Here is a 14,377-nt window from a genome sequence, read left to right as displayed (position 1 = left end):
GCACAGGGAGAACCACATGAAGGAACCGGGCCTGGACGGCCGCCATCGGGACAAGGATGGCGCGATCAGCAAGAAGCATGGCAACACGCTGGTCGGTACGTTGCGGAAGATCTACGGAAAGGCATTTGCGGCCGGTTATCCCGATGCGACGCCGCTCAGCGAGGTCTTGCATCAATTGAACGAGACCTCGCTGAGCCAATTGCGTCGCGATCACGACACCGGGCATCTCGTGCACAAGATCGACCACGCCTCGAAGTGAATGGACTTCACTGGCCGATTTCGCTTGGCCGATTTCACATAGCCGACTTCAGGTCGTCGAAACCGACTCCGCCGACAGCCTCTCGGACGCAGGCTGCGCGATCTGTCGCCTCACCGTACTTGCCGTTTGAGCCCTCGCTACCCTCGCGCTAGCATGAGCCCTTTTACGGAGGCTCATTTGAAGCAGCTCATTATCATCGCCGCCATCGCGCTCGCCGTGACCGCTCCCGCCCGCGCGCAGGCGCTGGTCGATCCCAACAAGGTTGCCCCCGAATATCGCGAGGCGGCCGAGAAGCGCCGGGCCGAGCAGGTGCGGCAACGCGAATGCGCACTGAAGGCGGATCTCGACAAGGTGCTGCCCAGGGATCGCACCGTCTATCTCAACCACTGCCTGGACACGCTGGCGGTCAAGCAATAGCAGCGAGCTGGGGCCGTCTCGATCAGACCACGACCGTAGGCCGACCTGACCGCACGATGATCTGTCGATTTCGGGCTCGTGTTGTGGACCAGCGGGCGATTTGTCGCACCGGCGCCGCGAAGACGCGGCCCCCCCTCCTCACTGGCGCCGCGGCTTGCTCGGAAACAGCCGATCGCGGATGTAGCGCGAGGTCGGCGTCAGGCGGATGCCGCGCGGCTTCTGCCAGGCGGCGCGGTCGATCTCCTTCTTGTCGCCGATCTCGAGCCTGCCCTTGGCACCCTTGGCGATGAAGATCGCGTCGCTCATCTTGCGACCGGAGCGCTTATTCCTGGCCGTCACTTCCTTCCACAGGCTGATCCGGCCGAGCTTCAGCTTGGGCAGCTCCTCCTTGATCTCCCGCCGCAAGCAGTCCTTGTCGGACTCGCGCGAACGCTTGCGGCCGCCCGGGAACATCCACAGGCCGTCCGACCGCCGTCTGACCAACAATACCTTGCCGCGTTTTGCGGCAACCAGCTTGGAAGACTTCGCCATTACTGCCGTAGATCGAAAACAGAATCGCCCTATCGTAACTTGTCTAGTTGAATAGACAAGTTCGCGGGGCGCTTTGACCACAGCCCGTGCGAGCAGCTCAGCTTTCGCTCGCCGCCGCCCGGTCCTCGGTCCTGATCCAGGCCATCATCAACTCCCAGGCCACCGACAGGATGATCGGCCCGATGAACAGGCCGACGATACCGTGGGCGAGCGTGCCGCCGATCACGCCGACGAAGATCACGATGGTCGGCGTGGTGAGGCCGCGCCCCATCACCAGCGGCTTCAACATGGTGTCGATGAAGCCGACGAGGACGAGAAACACGGTGAGCAGCAGCGCCGTGGTGACGTCCTTGGCGGTCCAGATCCAGATGATCACCGGCAGGATCACCAGGAACGCGCCGATCTGCACGATCGACAGCAATAGCACGATGAAGGCGAGCAGGCCGGCGCTCGGCACGGCTGCCATCTTGAAGCCGATGCCGGCGAGCAGCGCCTGCACGATGGCGACGCCGATCACGCCTTGCGCCACGGCGCGGATGGTGGCGCCCCCAAGCTCGAGAAAATGCTCGCTCTGCTCGGGCACGATGCGAAACAGGAAGCCGCGCCCGGCCGCAACCAGCCGCGGCCCATGCGGAAACAGGAAGCCGGCGACGAACACCGAGACCAGAAACTGGAGCGTGCCGAGGCTCGCATCGCCCGCAAGCGACAACAGGGGTCCCGCCAGCGGCTGGAGATAGGGCGCGACCTCGCGCAGCACCGCACGGATGTTGTTATAAGCCTGATCCCAGAGATCGTAGAGCCAAGGGCCGACCACCGGCCACGACTTGAGCTGCTCCGGCGCCGACTGCAGCGCGAGATCGCCGGTGCCGAGCTGCTTCGCCAGCTCGCGCGCACCGTCCACCGCGCTGAGGCCGAGCCAGGTCGCCGGGCCAATGACGATGCCGAGCGTGATCAGGGTGAGGATCGCGGCCGCGGTCTTCGGGCGGCCGCCGAGGATCTTGGCGACCCAGCTGAAGGCCGGATAGAACGCGACCGCGAGCACGGCGCTCCAGGCCAGGATCGGCACGAACGGGCGGATGATCAGGAAGGTCCAGATGATCAGCAGGCCAAGCAGGCCGACCCGGATCAGGAGCTGGATGATGTCCTCTCCCGTCAGGAGCTGACGGAGACTTTTCACGGGCACGCCTTTCCTTGCGGCATTGACGCGGGTTCCGGCACTTGCGCGGCAAAGCGTTATTGCCAGCCGCGCATCCGGCGTCAAGACGACCGGGCCTGCGGCGGCCCAAGGGATCGGACCGCTGCGCCGCCCGGCGCGGCATCAGCTGTCGTCGAACGGGTTGGTCCAGTCGGCCGAGCGGTGGCGCTCCGTCCGCTCAGAAGTGATAGTTCACGCCCACCGTGCCGGTCTGGATGTTCAGCTTCACATTGGCTGGAGTCGCCACCAGATTGCCTGTCGTCACCAGCTGCTCGGTGATCGTGCCGAAGCCCATATAGTTGTACTCGGCCCGCACCGACCAGTTCGGCATGAACATCCACTCGATGCCGCCGCCGGCAAGCCAGCCGGTGCGATTGAAGCTGCCCGAGGCGGAACCGGCGAGCGGGCCGGCAAGGCCGTTGTTGACGCTATACTTGTCGCGGGTGAAGGCCGCGCCACCCTTGGCGTAGAGCAGCACGCGGTCGAAGGCGACGCCGAAACGGCCGGCGACCGTGGCGATGTAATCGTTCTTCAGCGACAGGTTGAAGCCGGCACCGCCACCGAACGGGCCGCCGGCATTGAGTGTGACGCTGGACCAGGCGCCGGTGCCTTCGAGACCGATCACGAAATTGCTGATCTGGTAGTTGCCGCCGATCTGGCCCCCGACGATGCCGCCGCTGGCCGTGGCCGAGCTCCAGGTCGCCGTCGGATCGGTCGGGTCGATGCCGGTCCATTTGCTCCAGGCGCCGCCGCCATGCGCGCCGATGTAGAAGCCGGTCCAGCTGAAGATCTGGGCCGGCACGATCGGCGCCTTCACCACCGGCGCAGGTTCGATGATGTCGGCCGCAAAGGCCGGAGTTGCCAGCGACAACAGCGCAGCTGTCAAAATCAGTTTCTTGCTCATGATCCCACCCCCAATGACTTTTGCCCTGCTCGACCAGGGCGATGGGGTGAAATCTAGCTGTCCGATCAAGGGGGCGCTTGGACCGACCGGCGGCGCGATTTGGACTGACGGGCGCTCGTCGCAAGCTTAACCGGCTCCACTGGGGGGCCAGGCCTTCGCGCGGGATAGACGCCATTGATACAACTAAAGGTAAATATTATACTCGGACATTTCCAAAGGGGAGGATACCGTGGATCCTTTACTCGCGCAGTCATACTTCAAATTGTTCATGAATTACGACACGAGGAACATAGCTGTTCTCGATCAAATCAAAGCCGCCCTACTGCAAAACCAAATGTCCACATTTCGATCTGACGCTTTGCTCTGCGTGCTGTCGCTTTTCGACCAGATGATCGTTCAACCCTACCAGGATCGATTGAGCCAGGGGAATCTCTCGTCTCCAAATAGCACCGTCGTTCTCACAGCACAGAACCTGGATGCCCAGGTGATGGATAGCTTCTATGAGTTGGTAAAAACAACGAACAACAACAAGCGCGAGTCACTTGCATCTTCCCACGACGTCATCAAAGCGATCGACGCAGCCTGGGGTACCATCTCAACTTATCTTTTGTGGGGGTGACGCCGTGCCAGCTTTCGATCCTCTGACTGCAATTGCACATTTGGAGGCCAACAAAGCGACGATTTGGCCCGACGTCACGACGCAAGATGCCTTTCTATCGGAGGCGAAGGCTCGCCTTGGCGGCCGAAGTTCGGACGACAAGAAGGAAGCGACGAAGCTGGCGGTCGAGACTGCTAAGACGCTTCTCACAATTGCTGTCGCGCTTCTGGTTGCTTCAGGGACATTGCTTCAGTTCACGCGCTCTAATGGCGTTCCGTGGCTGTCTTGGACCGTCGCCTTCTTCACCTTCAGCGTGATCCTCTTGTTCATCAGCATGAGCGCCGGCCTCTCTGCAATCAGCGGGGTCTATAAGCGTGCCGACGGACGAACGTTCCCAACCGAAACCGCTTGGTCAACGCTCCCCGTCTCGAAACGCTTGAACGTGCAGTCTCTAACGGGGGTTTTTGCTCTTCTAGCCTTGCTGATCGGGCTAGGACTTTCGGCGCACAGTACACAAACACCGGGACTGAGCCTCACGATCCCCGGCACTCCACAGTCCGCGCTGCCAGCGGGCCCCCTCATGATCGACGGAACATGGACCGAACTGCGCCTAAAAACGGCAGGAAACCAAGAGCTAAAACTGCCGCCGAACTCACCAACTAGCGGCCCGCTCGCGATCAACTGCAAATAGCCTTGCCATCGTGCCAGTCCTATTTCCGTGGCAGACGGCAAGTCGCCAACTTGGCTAATCGGAATTAACGGATTTTGCGTCATTCGGTTTACTTCGAAGCAAATGCTGAATCCTACGCTGGTCAGCGTGACCTAACCTGTGATTGCGGTGCAATGGCCAACAGCATCTGGACGATCGAAGAATTCACCTGCCCCGGTTGCAGCATGAACTACATTGCGACAAGGGAAGAGCACGCCGAGCCGCATTCGGGCCACTTCAAATGCAGCATCTGCAGTGGCGTGGTGCACTCCTGGTCGGGGAAGCATCACTTCTTCGGCTGGTCCGCGGTGAAGACCAAGCCGCCGGTGTTCGGGAGACGGTGGGCGGGAGTGGGTTGGTAGGCCGAGGCAAGGTTCTCACTGCCGTCGCCTGGATGGAGCGAAGCGAAATCCGGGACCAGTGTCGCTCTATTGCACGAACCCCGGATTGCGCTTCGCTCCATCCGGGCTACGAAACCCCATCGCCACTCTCGCCGTCATTGCGAGGAGCTCTTGCGACGAAGCAATCCAGAGCGCCTCCGCGGAGGGATTCTGGATTGCTTCGCTGCGCTCGCAATGACAATGTTGAAGCAACGACGCACAATGCATCGACGGAGTTCGCAGTGACACCTTGCCCGTCGTCGGGCAAAACACTTCACGCAAAATTCCCACTGCGATTGTCAGCCCTGCCGCTGTGCGGAACAATAGCGATCCTTTGATCATGGCAACTGCTGCGACATAAAAAACCCGCGGCAGGTTTCCCCGCGCGGGTGTTACGAATTTCCGATGATGCCACTCTGCCAGAGTTTTGCCCGACGTGTCAAATCCGGACGAGGCGATGCGTCGCGCCATCGAGATATCGGTAGGCTGTTCGCGTTGGACAAGTCCGAAAAGGACCTGCTTGGCACCAACTGAAAACGACGAATGCATTCAATAGCTCCGCTACTGTGTATGGGGTTGTTTTTCAGCTTTTGCTTTGAGGGCGTTTGAACGCCAGCTTCAGCGCCGGCCGCGCGGCATCAGGCCGGGATCGGCGGCGAGCGCTTTGCCGTGACGCAGGGATGAGGAACTGACGCTTCTGCTCAGCCGCGACACCGGTTAGACTCCCCTCCCCGCAACAGAATCCGACACGCAATGACCGCACCCTTCGTTCCCCAGATCGCTCTCTACCGCAACTGGCTCGCCGAGCAGCGTGGCCTTTCCTTCGCGAATTACGAGGAGATGCGGCAGTGGTCGGTGCGCGATCTCGACGGCTTCTGGCGCAGCATCTGGGACTATTACGATCTGCAATCGCCGACGCCGTTTGCGGCCGTGATCACCGAGCGCAAGATGCCGGGCGCGGTGTGGTTTCCCGGTGCGCAGGTCAACTATGCGCGGCAGGTGTTCCGGCATGTCGAGGCCGCCGACGCCGCCGGCCTGCCCGCGGTCGTCAGTAGCGGCGAGGACGGCAAGCTCAACGAAACGAGCTGGCCGGAGCTGCGGCGCAAGGCGGCGGCGCTCGCGCTGCATCTGAAGGATCGGGGTATCAAGCCCGGCGACCGGATCGCGGCCTACCTGCCCAACATCCCCGAAACCATCATCGCGTTTCTGGCGAGCGCCAGCATCGGCGCGGTCTGGAGCGTCTGCGCGCCCGACATGGCTGCGCCCGCCGTGATCGACCGCTTCAAGCAGATCGAGCCGAAGGTGCTGATCGCCTGCGATGCCGTCACCTATGCCGGCCGCCGGCATGATCGCAAGGACGTCGTCGCCGAGCTGCGGCGATCGCTGCCGACGGTCGAGCACGTCATCCTGCACAGCGAGACCGCGCCCGCAGCACCGGACGCCCTGCTCGTCGACATCGTCGCAAGGACAGGCGCCGCGATCGACGCGTTCGAGCCGGCCTGGCTGCCGTTCGATCATCCGCTCTGGATTGTCTATTCCAGCGGCACCACCGGCCTGCCGAAACCGATCGTGCACGGTCATGGCGGGATCGTCATCGTGGTGCTGGCGCTGCTGGGCCTGCACAACGACCTCGGCTGCTCCTACCACGCGAACTCGTTCGGCGAGCGCTATCACTGGTACTCTTCGACCGGCTGGATCATGTGGAATTCGCAGGTCGGCGGCCTGCTCAGCGGCACCACCTGCTGCATCTTCGACGGCAGCCCGGGCGGCACCAAGGACAAGCCGGACTGGACCACGCTGTGGCGGTTCGTGTCACAGTCGAAAGCGACCTTCTTCGGCGCCGGCGCGGCGTTCTTCGCCAACTGCGCCAAGGCCGAGATCGATCTCACTGCGGCCGGCGATCTGTCGCGGCTGCGTTGCCTCGGCTCGACCGGCTCGCCGCTCAGCGCCGATACGCAAGCCTGGTTCAACGATCGCTTCGCGGCGTTGTCGAAAATCAACGGCAGCAAGGCGCAGGCCGACATCTGGTGGGCGAACATCTCCGGCGGCACTGATTTCGCCGGCGCCTTCATCGGCGGCAACCGCGAATTGCCGCAGACGCCGGGCGCGATGCAATGCCGCCTGCTCGGCGCGGCGGTCGAAGCCTTCAGCGAGCAGGGCCGCGCCGTCATCGACGAAGTCGGTGAGCTCGTCTGTACCGAGCCGATGCCCTCGATGCCGCTCCGTTTCTGGAACGACAAGGGCGATGCGCGCTATCGCTCCAGCTATTTCGAGACCTATCCGGACAATTTCGACGGCAGCGGCCGCGGGCCGGTGTGGCGGCACGGCGACTGGCTCAAGGTCAATCCGGACGGCTCCTGCATCATCTATGGCCGCAGCGATGCGACCATCAACCGGCACGGCCTGCGCATGGGCACGAGCGAGCTCTATTCCGCGATCGAAGCGCTGCCGGAGGTGCTGGATAGCCTCGTCGTCGACCTCGAATATCTCGGCCGCGACAGCTACATGCCGCTGTGCGTGGTGCTGCGCGAGGGGACAGCCTTCGACGCTGCAATGCAGGCCAGGATCAACAAGGCGATCGAGGCCGGCCTGTCCCGGCGATTCCTGCCGAACGAGATCTTTGCCGTCGCCGAGATCCCGCGCACGCTCTCGGGCAAGAAGCAGGAGCTGCCGATCAAGAAGCTGCTGCTGGGCCAGCCCGTCGAAAAGGTCATCAACAAGAAGGCGATGGCCAATCCCGCCTGCCTCGACTGGTATCTCGCCTTCGCCCGCGATTATCTCGCCCGAACCGCGGCGTAGCTTCGATCAACCGCCGCCGAAATTGGAGGGATCGAGATTCCTGTTCTCCGACGGCGGGATCGGCGGCCACCCGGGAAATTTGTACCAGCCGGGCGGGACCGGCGCGTCCTCGGGCAGTCGGACGGCGACGTGATGGCGCGGGCGGGCATGATGCGCCGGCGCGGCAGCCGCCGACGCGCATGTTGCAATCAGGAGGACCAAAGCCAGGATAGACCGCATCATACGTGCTCCAGACGTCCACCCGGAGCTCCATGTGGTGCGGGAACCACGCTGGGACGACGCATCGCACCGTCACGATGTCTCACATCGGCGGCATCGCTGCTGCCGGGAGACGCCGGAGATCAACCCAATTGCGCCAATGGCGTTTGGATTCCGTTCACCGATCGCCGCTAGATCAGGATGGATCCTCCGCGACGAACAGCAGCTATGGCCGATCTCAACGCAGTCCTCTCCAGGCTCAACGACCGCCTGCTCCGCCTCGAAGGCGAGCTGTTCGTGCTGCGCTCGCTGGCGCGCGCGACGCTGACGGCGGGCGACGACCATGCGGCGCGCATGCGCAAGCTGGTCGAGGCCGCAAAGGTCGCGCTCGACGACGAGGCCAAACGTGAGCTCGACAAACCGACGCGCAAATATGTCGATGCGGCAACCGCGCTGGTGGAGGAACTGCTGGTCGAGCCGACCCAGGCACGGCCGCTGTTCACCGTCATCGACGGTGGCCGGCGCGACTGAGCGCGTCAGATCGGACGTATCCCGCGGGGATCCGGAGACTGAGCCTTCAGCCGGCTGAGCCCCTCCTCGATGATCGCGATCTCCTCGTCGATCTTGCCGATCGGCAGGCTGAAATCATAGCCGGACCTGTTCTTCAGATCGACCGCGAGCCGCTGCCTGTGCATCATCAGCTCGTCCAGCCCACGGCGGTTCTTCAGCCGCACATAGGCGTCCACGATCTGCTCAATTGCGCTCGGCATGAAATCGGTCCCGGCAAAAAAGCCCGCGGCGCACCCACGCCGGCGGGACATTTTTGGTGTCGCGGTACGCAATACAAATCCGCGACGGATTCGTCGATACGACAGGCAGGTTGAGAACGCGTTACCGTTTGATGATTTCGTGATGGCGCCGGCATGAAAAGCCGCTGGCGATCACTCGCCAGCGGCCAAAGCCGGGTTCGAAAACGGATTCGGAATCAAATTTGGCCAGCCCCGGTTGGTGCATTCTAGCGGCACACGGGGGCTGCTTATGTTAGAAATGAAACAGAGGAACCGGCGGATACATCATTTGCTATCGATGTGGCCGCCCGGCAACGCTAGTCCGTGACGCAAAAATACTTGCGCGGCAGCCTGCGGTAGGCGCTGTAGCGGTAGTACGACCTGTAGGCGTAACCGCGATAGAGCGCGGGCGGCTCCTCGCCGTAATAGGCGCCGTGGTAGAAATTATAGACCGGCCCTTCGGCGCAACGATAGGCATCCCACGTCGGACCGATGAACGGCGCCACTCCGACCTCGGGCGGGACCGCCGGGTACGGCCCGCCGGCGCGCGCGGGCGTGGCTACGCTCAGTGCCGCGAGAAGGAAAAACCACGCACTTCGCATGCGCTCGCTCCTGAAACGGTGCAATACGCGCATGGAAGCACCGGAACGGCCGGCTGCGCAATCGCGGAGTCCGTCGCGCCCCGCGCCCGGTGCATAGTTGATAACCGGCACAAACCGCCCGCGGCTGGTGACAGGACGCACCGACGTGTTATCGGGGGATGACGCAGTTGCGAGACGGATCGGACACCCATGCGCATTACCCTCGTCGGCTCCCGCCATTTCGGCGTGACCACCCTGAACATGCTCCGGGAGCACGGCGTCCCGATCGTGCGGGTCGTCGTGGCCGACGCCGAGGATCGCCTCGCCGCGAGCGCCAAGGCGGCCGGCATCGAGGTGACAGTCCAGGCCAATCCGAAGCTGGTGGTCGCCTCCGAAATCGGCCCCGACACCGACCTGATCATCACCGCCCACAGCCACGCCCGGATCGGCAAGGACGCCCTGGCCGCCGCGAAGTACGGCGGGATCGGCTATCATCCCTCGCTGCTTCCGCGTCATCGGGGCAAAGCCGCCGTGGAATGGACCATCAAGGAAGGCGATCCGATCGCCGGCGGCACGATCTATCATCTTGCCGACCGCATGGACGCCGGCGCCATCGCCGCCCAGGACTGGTGCTTCGTCAGGAAGGGCGAGACGGCTCGCGAGCTCTGGGAGCGTGCGCTCGCTCCGCTCGGCCTCAAGCTGCTGGCCGACGTGATCGACTACGTCAAGGTCCACAAGGCGCTGCCCTCCAAGGTTCAGGACGAGCAGTTCGCCACCTTGGCGCCAAGTCTTTCGTGAGTCCCTTCCGCAGTCCTTCCCCTGAGTCTCTCCTGACGTTTACCCTTAACGTGAAGGCGCGTTGATTCTGCTTCGAAAATTGGAGCCGGAAACACAAATAAACTATTGTTTCCACTGGAACAATTTTCGCTTTGGCAATGCAACAAATTTCCGTCACATTTGGGCCGAATAAGCGTCAGCATATCAGACAGATTCAAGGACGGAATTCATGCGTTTTGGTCGCATTACGGCATTCTGTGCCGCTTCAGTTATCACCCTCGCCGCTCCCGCTTTCGCCCAGACCCCCTATGACGGCAACTGGCATGTCACCATCGTGACCAAGAGCGGTACCTGCGAGCCGACCGCGAGCTCCATGCTGACGGTTGCCGACGGCAAGATCACCGCGCCCGGCGCTAACGTTTCCGGCACCATCGGCAGCGGGGGACTTGTGAAAGTTTCGATCAATGGTGCATATGCCAACGGTCAACTCAGCGGCAACGCCGGATCGGGGAAGTGGAATGGAGCATCTGCAGGCATACCGTGCAGCGGGCGGTGGGAAGCATCGCGCCAGTAAGAAATTCGGGATCAGCGTCGTAAGCCGGCGGCTGCTGATCGCGGCCGCCGTTTTGTTTGCGGCGGGGATCGCCAACTCTGAGAGCAAGGCCCAGTCCGGCCCGTTCGCCCCGCTGGCGGGGAGCTGGAGCGGTGCCGGCACCGTCACGCTCGATGACGGCTCGACCGAGCGGATCCGCTGCCGGGCCAGATACGCCCCGATCGGACCGACGATGGAGATGTCGCTGACCTGCGCCAGCGACGCCTACAAGTTCAATCTCGGCGCCAACGTCAGGGCTGAAGGCGGCACCATCGCCGGCAGCTGGTCCGAGGCCAGCCGCAACATCTCCGGCTCGCTCCAGGGCCGCGGCGCCGGCGGAAACTACGACCTGGTCGCCTCGACCGCCGGCTTCAACGCCAACATCTCGCTGAAGACGTCCGGCAACAAGCAGAGCGTCACGATGCGCGCGGACAGCCAGTTCCGCGGCGCCAACATCTCGCTGTCGCGCTAAGGCGGACCGCGTTCAAGCCAAAAGCCCCGGCGATTCCGCCGGGGCTTTTTTTATCCGTTTTATACGTTCGGCACGAACGCCGTGACCTCGATTTCGACCTTGGCGCGCTCGTCCACGAGACCGCCGATGTAGAGCAGCGTCGAGGGCGGAAAATTGCGCCCCAGCGTTTCCTTCCAGGCCGCGCCGATGCCGGCGCCCGCGGCCTCATATTCGCTGCGGCTGGTCAGGTACCAGGTCAGGCGGACGATGTGCTCCGGACCGGCTCCGGCCTCGCCAAGGAGCTTGATGATCCGCTTCAGCGCGGTTGCGACCTGCGCCGCCATGTCAGGCGCGTAATTGCCGGTCTCGTCGCCGCCGGTCTGCCCGGCCAGCACCACCCAGCGGCCCGGCCCTTCGGCCACCACGCCGTGAGAAAAGCCCCGCGGTTTCTTCCATTCGGCCGGCTGCAAGATTTGCATGAGCGAAGATCTCCCTTTTCTTGTTGTTCAATGATGCCTTAGCACGCCGCCCTGCATCGCTGCATCCGCAGTTTTGGCCGTTGCAAACGCCGGCGATGTCGCCGATACCGGCCCTCCCCTCGGGCTCGATCACCCGCACCAGCAACGATGACCGCGACACCGTCCAAAACGATGGCTGCACTGTGGATGGCCGGCTGGCTGGCGCTGATGCTGGTCATGGCGGTTGCCGGCCGCGAGACCACGCGCGAGCTGAACGTCTTCCAGATCATGGAAGTGCGCTCGGTGATCGGCTTCACGCTGCTGCTGCCGATCATCTACCGGGCCGGCGGTTTCAAGGCGGTCGCGACCAAACGCCTGCCCCAGCACCTCGCGCGCAACGGGGTCCATTATTTCGCGCAGCTCGGCTGGTTCTACGCACTGACGCTGATCGGGATCGGTCAGGTCGTCGCGATCGAATTCACCATGCCGATCTGGACTGCGGTGCTGGCCGCAACGTTTCTGTCCGAGCGCATGACCGTTTGGAAGATCGCCGCCATCGCGCTCGGCATCGTCGGCGTCGTCATGATCGTGCGGCCCGCCACCGGCGAGATCAATCCGGGCCAGTTGATCGCACTCGGAGCCGCGATCGGCTTCAGCATTTCCATGATCTTGGCGAAATCGCTGACCCGGACCGAGAGCGCATTGTCGATCCTGTTCTGGATGATCGTCGTGCAGATGGTCGTGGGCCTGCTGCCGACGCTCTATGTCTGGACCTGGCCGTCAACCACTCTCTGGGGATGGCTCTTCGTCATCGGGGTCTGCGGCACATTCTCGCACTATTGCCTCGCCAGCGCGCTCCGCTACGCGGATGCAACCATCGTGGTGCCGATGGACTTCCTGCGGGTGCCGCTCACCGCGACTGTCGGCTGGCTGCTGTATTCGGAGCGGCTCGACGCCTGGACCGTGCTCGGCGCGACGCTGATCCTGTGCGGCAATCTCCTGAACCTGAAGCCGACTGCCCCGGTTCCCGCCCGCGCGCAGTGAACCCGCGCGCAGCCTCACGCGACAAAAACGAAGTGGCCGTGTGATCTGGATCACGTTGGAGGGTCTTTCCATCGTGCACATTCGGCCACACAGCAGCGGGTTGAATACGACGTACTGCCGTTTTGGTGGCGCGAAGTCGGGCACTTCGTGTAGGTTCGTTGCCAATTTGTTGCTGCCTGCAATTCGATTCTGTTGGGGATTTCAGATGCGCACTCTCACCCTGCTCGTTTCGCTGATGTGCATGGCACTGTCGGTCAGTGCCGCGAAGGCCGACCGCCGTGTCGCCTTCGTCGTCGGCAACGGCTCCTACAAGAACGTCGCACAATTGCCGAACCCGCCGATCGACGCCAAGGCGATGGCGGCGACCCTGCGCAATGTCGGCTTCGAGGTGATCGAAGGATCCAACCTCACCCGCGACCAGATGACGGAGAAGCTCCTGGACTTCGGCCGCAAGGCGCAAGGCTCCGATGTCGCAGTGTTCTATTACGCCGGCCACGGCATCGCCGTCAGCGGCAGCAACTACCTCCTGCCCGTCGACGCCGACATCAAGTCGGAGATGGACGTCAAGCTCGGCGCAGCCATCAATATCGACCTGACGCTCGAGCAGACCATGGGCGACGCCAAGGTCAAGCTCGTCTTCCTCGATGCCTGCCGCGACAATCCGTTCGCCGCCAAGATCAAGTCGAACTCGGCAACGCGCAGCGTCAACGTGCAGAGCGGTCTTGCCGAGATGAAGTCGGGCGAAGGCACGCTGATCGCGTTCGCCACCGGCCCGGGCCAGACCGCGCTCGACGGCCAGGAGGGCAACAACAGCCCGTTCACACGCGCACTGATCGACAACATCACCAAGCCCGGCGTCGAGATCCAGCAGGCGATGACGTCGGTGCGCGCCCAGGTCAACGAAGAGACCCGTAAGGGCCAGCTTCCCTGGGGCCACACCAACCTGATCGGCGCGGTCTATCTCAACCCGTCGCAGCAGACGCAGGTTGCCAACGCAGCCCCGACCGCTTCCGGAAACGTGCCGGCGGCAGCGAGCAGCTCCGACGGTGTCGAGCTCGAGTACTGGCGCTCGGTCAAGGAATCCAACAAGCCGGAAGAGCTCAACGCCTATCTCTCGGCCTATCCGAACGGCCAGTTCAAGGCGCTGGCGCTGGCGCGGCTTGCGGCGATCAAGAGCGGCCCGTCCACGGCGACCCGCAATCTGAACTCCGGGATCGATCCCGCCACCTTCACCGACGACTCCACCCAGCTCACCGAGGACCAGATCGGCCTCGACAAGGGCCAGCGCCGCGACGTGCAGCGCCGCCTGACCGGGCTCGGCTTCGACACCAAGGTGACCGGTGCCTTCACCGACGAGACCCGCTCGGTGCTGAAGCGCTGGCAGGCCGCCCGCGGCTATCCGTCGACCGGCTACCTCAACAAGCTCCAGCACAAGGCCCTGCTGTCCGAGATCGTGGCGGCCGCGCCGGCCACCGCGAGCGACGACAGCGCGAAGCCGGCCCGGCGTGCTGCCCCGGCCCAGGCCCAGAGCGGCGCACCGGTTCAGCATCGCAACAGCGGCGGCGGCGATGCCGGCGCGGCCTTCGTCGGCGGTGTCGTCGGCGGCATGATGGGCGGCATGTTCCGCCGCTGAGGCGGGACCCGGCTCCAAAACGCAAAAAGGCCCGGCGAGAGCCGGGCCTTTTTCGTGGTGGCA

The 14,377-nt window shown here is 63.5% G+C and carries 20 protein-coding genes; 12 read left to right on the top strand and 8 right to left on the bottom strand.

Going from position 1 to position 14,377, the window contains the following annotated elements; genetic code table 11:
- Positions 1-16 precede the first annotated feature (16 nt).
- Together AB7G19_RS21100 and AB7G19_RS21095 are read left to right on the top strand one after the other, a co-directional pair.
- Positions 17-259: a hypothetical protein gene (locus AB7G19_RS21100; RefSeq protein WP_208086959.1), complete on the top strand. Its 243-nt coding sequence runs from the start codon at positions 17-19 to the stop codon at positions 257-259.
- Between the two features lie 177 nt (positions 260-436).
- A complete protein-coding gene (locus AB7G19_RS21095) occupies positions 437-676 on the top strand; it encodes a hypothetical protein (RefSeq protein WP_441268053.1) in 240 nt (79 codons plus the stop codon).
- Between the two features lie 138 nt (positions 677-814).
- On the opposite strand, the gene AB7G19_RS21090 is transcribed toward AB7G19_RS21095, so the two are convergent.
- The 3 genes from AB7G19_RS21090 to AB7G19_RS21080 all read right to left on the bottom strand — a co-directional run bounded on the left by AB7G19_RS21090 (position 815) and on the right by AB7G19_RS21080 (position 3,306).
- Complete coding sequence (locus AB7G19_RS21090; RefSeq protein WP_028152127.1) at positions 815-1,207, bottom strand: NUDIX hydrolase; 393 nt, start codon at positions 1,205-1,207, stop codon at positions 815-817.
- A gap of 97 nt (positions 1,208-1,304) precedes the next feature.
- A complete protein-coding gene (locus AB7G19_RS21085) occupies positions 1,305-2,390 on the bottom strand; it encodes an AI-2E family transporter (RefSeq protein ID WP_063983192.1) in 1,086 nt (361 codons plus the stop codon).
- A 190-nt stretch (positions 2,391-2,580) separates the two neighbouring features.
- Positions 2,581-3,306, bottom strand: coding sequence for an outer membrane protein (locus AB7G19_RS21080; protein ID WP_354123749.1), 726 nt, complete (start codon positions 3,304-3,306; stop codon positions 2,581-2,583).
- Positions 3,307-3,535: 229 nt separating this feature from the next.
- Between AB7G19_RS21080 and AB7G19_RS21075 the strand changes: the two genes are divergently transcribed.
- The 3 genes from AB7G19_RS21075 to AB7G19_RS21065 all read left to right on the top strand — a co-directional run bounded on the left by AB7G19_RS21075 (position 3,536) and on the right by AB7G19_RS21065 (position 4,975).
- A complete protein-coding gene (locus AB7G19_RS21075) occupies positions 3,536-3,925 on the top strand; it encodes a hypothetical protein (RefSeq protein WP_063983190.1) in 390 nt (129 codons plus the stop codon).
- Positions 3,926-3,929: 4 nt separating this feature from the next.
- Positions 3,930-4,595 carry a hypothetical protein gene (locus AB7G19_RS21070; protein ID WP_231142044.1) on the top strand — a complete coding sequence of 222 codons (666 nt, stop codon included), beginning with the start codon at positions 3,930-3,932 and terminating at the stop codon, positions 4,593-4,595.
- 152 nt (positions 4,596-4,747) lie between these two features.
- Positions 4,748-4,975 (top strand): hypothetical protein, encoded by a 228-nt coding sequence (locus AB7G19_RS21065; RefSeq protein WP_063983188.1) that lies wholly within the window; start codon positions 4,748-4,750, stop codon positions 4,973-4,975.
- Positions 4,976-5,041: 66 nt separating this feature from the next.
- Here the strand turns inward: AB7G19_RS21065 and AB7G19_RS21060 are convergent, their stop codons facing one another.
- Entirely contained in the window at positions 5,042-5,542 is a 501-nt protein-coding gene (locus AB7G19_RS21060) for a hypothetical protein (RefSeq protein WP_354123748.1), read from the bottom strand.
- A 204-nt stretch (positions 5,543-5,746) separates the two neighbouring features.
- On the opposite strand from AB7G19_RS21060, the gene AB7G19_RS21055 reads away from it, so the two are divergent.
- Positions 5,747-7,792, top strand: a complete 2,046-nt coding sequence (locus AB7G19_RS21055) for an acetoacetate--CoA ligase (protein WP_441268052.1) — start codon at positions 5,747-5,749, stop codon at positions 7,790-7,792.
- Positions 7,793-7,798: 6 nt separating this feature from the next.
- On the opposite strand, the gene AB7G19_RS21050 is transcribed toward AB7G19_RS21055, so the two are convergent.
- A complete protein-coding gene (locus tag AB7G19_RS21050) occupies positions 7,799-8,014 on the bottom strand; it encodes a hypothetical protein (protein ID WP_245344255.1) in 216 nt (71 codons plus the stop codon).
- A 204-nt stretch (positions 8,015-8,218) separates the two neighbouring features.
- Here AB7G19_RS21050 and AB7G19_RS21045 point away from each other — a divergent pair, with 204 nt between their 5' ends.
- Positions 8,219-8,521: a hypothetical protein gene (locus tag AB7G19_RS21045; protein ID WP_063983186.1), complete on the top strand. Its 303-nt coding sequence runs from the start codon at positions 8,219-8,221 to the stop codon at positions 8,519-8,521.
- A 5-nt stretch (positions 8,522-8,526) separates the two neighbouring features.
- Here AB7G19_RS21045 and AB7G19_RS21040 read toward each other — a convergent pair whose 3' ends face one another.
- Together AB7G19_RS21040 and AB7G19_RS21035 are read right to left on the bottom strand one after the other, a co-directional pair.
- Entirely contained in the window at positions 8,527-8,760 is a 234-nt protein-coding gene (locus tag AB7G19_RS21040; RefSeq protein WP_441268051.1) for a hypothetical protein, read from the bottom strand.
- A gap of 335 nt (positions 8,761-9,095) precedes the next feature.
- Positions 9,096-9,380 carry a hypothetical protein gene (locus tag AB7G19_RS21035; RefSeq protein ID WP_354123747.1) on the bottom strand — a complete coding sequence of 95 codons (285 nt, stop codon included), beginning with the start codon at positions 9,378-9,380 and terminating at the stop codon, positions 9,096-9,098.
- Between the two features lie 189 nt (positions 9,381-9,569).
- Between AB7G19_RS21035 and AB7G19_RS21030 the strand changes: the two genes are divergently transcribed.
- The 3 genes from AB7G19_RS21030 to AB7G19_RS21020 all read left to right on the top strand — a co-directional run bounded on the left by AB7G19_RS21030 (position 9,570) and on the right by AB7G19_RS21020 (position 11,200).
- Positions 9,570-10,157 carry a formyltransferase family protein gene (locus tag AB7G19_RS21030; protein ID WP_063983185.1) on the top strand — a complete coding sequence of 196 codons (588 nt, stop codon included), beginning with the start codon at positions 9,570-9,572 and terminating at the stop codon, positions 10,155-10,157.
- A 208-nt stretch (positions 10,158-10,365) separates the two neighbouring features.
- Positions 10,366-10,710, top strand: a complete 345-nt coding sequence (locus AB7G19_RS21025; RefSeq protein WP_014495138.1) for a hypothetical protein — start codon at positions 10,366-10,368, stop codon at positions 10,708-10,710.
- Positions 10,655-11,200 (top strand): hypothetical protein, encoded by a 546-nt coding sequence (locus AB7G19_RS21020; RefSeq protein WP_167767902.1) that lies wholly within the window; start codon positions 10,655-10,657, stop codon positions 11,198-11,200. The genes AB7G19_RS21025 and AB7G19_RS21020 overlap by 56 nt, the downstream gene beginning before the upstream one ends.
- A 59-nt stretch (positions 11,201-11,259) precedes the next feature.
- Here AB7G19_RS21020 and AB7G19_RS21015 read toward each other — a convergent pair whose 3' ends face one another.
- The gene (locus AB7G19_RS21015; RefSeq protein WP_071913733.1) at positions 11,260-11,658 is read right to left on the bottom strand and encodes a RidA family protein; all 399 of its coding nucleotides are present in this window, start codon (positions 11,656-11,658) and stop codon (positions 11,260-11,262) included.
- A gap of 147 nt (positions 11,659-11,805) precedes the next feature.
- Here AB7G19_RS21015 and AB7G19_RS21010 point away from each other — a divergent pair, with 147 nt between their 5' ends.
- Both AB7G19_RS21010 and AB7G19_RS21005 read left to right on the top strand, forming a co-directional pair.
- Positions 11,806-12,681, top strand: coding sequence for a DMT family transporter (locus tag AB7G19_RS21010; protein ID WP_135213695.1), 876 nt, complete (start codon positions 11,806-11,808; stop codon positions 12,679-12,681).
- A 205-nt stretch (positions 12,682-12,886) separates the two neighbouring features.
- Positions 12,887-14,314, top strand: a complete 1,428-nt coding sequence (locus tag AB7G19_RS21005; protein WP_135213696.1) for a caspase family protein — start codon at positions 12,887-12,889, stop codon at positions 14,312-14,314.
- Positions 14,315-14,377 lie beyond the last annotated feature (63 nt).

Source organism: Bradyrhizobium sp. 215_C5_N1_1 (assembly GCF_052075935.1).
Taxonomy (GTDB): domain Bacteria; phylum Pseudomonadota; class Alphaproteobacteria; order Rhizobiales; family Xanthobacteraceae; genus Bradyrhizobium; species Bradyrhizobium barranii.
Note: the sequence above shows the minus strand (reverse complement) of the source record. Positions and strands in the feature narration are given on the sequence as shown.

Excerpts from the sequence above, each read along its gene's own strand:
- AB7G19_RS21090 (WP_028152127.1), bottom strand. The coding sequence starts at position 1,207 with ATGGCGAAGTCTTCCAAGCTGGTTGCCGCAAAACGCGGCAAGGTATTG.
- AB7G19_RS21025 (WP_014495138.1), top strand. The coding sequence starts at position 10,366 with ATGCGTTTTGGTCGCATTACGGCATTCTGTGCCGCTTCAGTTATCACC.
- AB7G19_RS21060 (WP_354123748.1), bottom strand. The coding sequence starts at position 5,542 with ATGCATTCGTCGTTTTCAGTTGGTGCCAAGCAGGTCCTTTTCGGACTT.
- AB7G19_RS21050 (WP_245344255.1), bottom strand. The coding sequence starts at position 8,014 with ATGATGCGGTCTATCCTGGCTTTGGTCCTCCTGATTGCAACATGCGCG.
- AB7G19_RS21020 (WP_167767902.1), top strand. The coding sequence starts at position 10,655 with ATGGAGCATCTGCAGGCATACCGTGCAGCGGGCGGTGGGAAGCATCGC.
- AB7G19_RS21080 (WP_354123749.1), bottom strand. The coding sequence starts at position 3,306 with ATGAGCAAGAAACTGATTTTGACAGCTGCGCTGTTGTCGCTGGCAACT.
- AB7G19_RS21015 (WP_071913733.1), bottom strand. The coding sequence starts at position 11,658 with ATGCAAATCTTGCAGCCGGCCGAATGGAAGAAACCGCGGGGCTTTTCT.
- AB7G19_RS21040 (WP_441268051.1), bottom strand. The coding sequence starts at position 8,760 with ATGCCGAGCGCAATTGAGCAGATCGTGGACGCCTATGTGCGGCTGAAG.
- AB7G19_RS21045 (WP_063983186.1), top strand. The coding sequence starts at position 8,219 with ATGGCCGATCTCAACGCAGTCCTCTCCAGGCTCAACGACCGCCTGCTC.
- AB7G19_RS21065 (WP_063983188.1), top strand. The coding sequence starts at position 4,748 with ATGGCCAACAGCATCTGGACGATCGAAGAATTCACCTGCCCCGGTTGC.
- AB7G19_RS21055 (WP_441268052.1), top strand. The coding sequence starts at position 5,747 with ATGACCGCACCCTTCGTTCCCCAGATCGCTCTCTACCGCAACTGGCTC.
- AB7G19_RS21010 (WP_135213695.1), top strand. The coding sequence starts at position 11,806 with ATGACCGCGACACCGTCCAAAACGATGGCTGCACTGTGGATGGCCGGC.
- AB7G19_RS21030 (WP_063983185.1), top strand. The coding sequence starts at position 9,570 with ATGCGCATTACCCTCGTCGGCTCCCGCCATTTCGGCGTGACCACCCTG.
- AB7G19_RS21005 (WP_135213696.1), top strand. The coding sequence starts at position 12,887 with ATGCGCACTCTCACCCTGCTCGTTTCGCTGATGTGCATGGCACTGTCG.
- AB7G19_RS21035 (WP_354123747.1), bottom strand. The coding sequence starts at position 9,380 with ATGCGAAGTGCGTGGTTTTTCCTTCTCGCGGCACTGAGCGTAGCCACG.
- AB7G19_RS21100 (WP_208086959.1), top strand. The coding sequence starts at position 17 with ATGAAGGAACCGGGCCTGGACGGCCGCCATCGGGACAAGGATGGCGCG.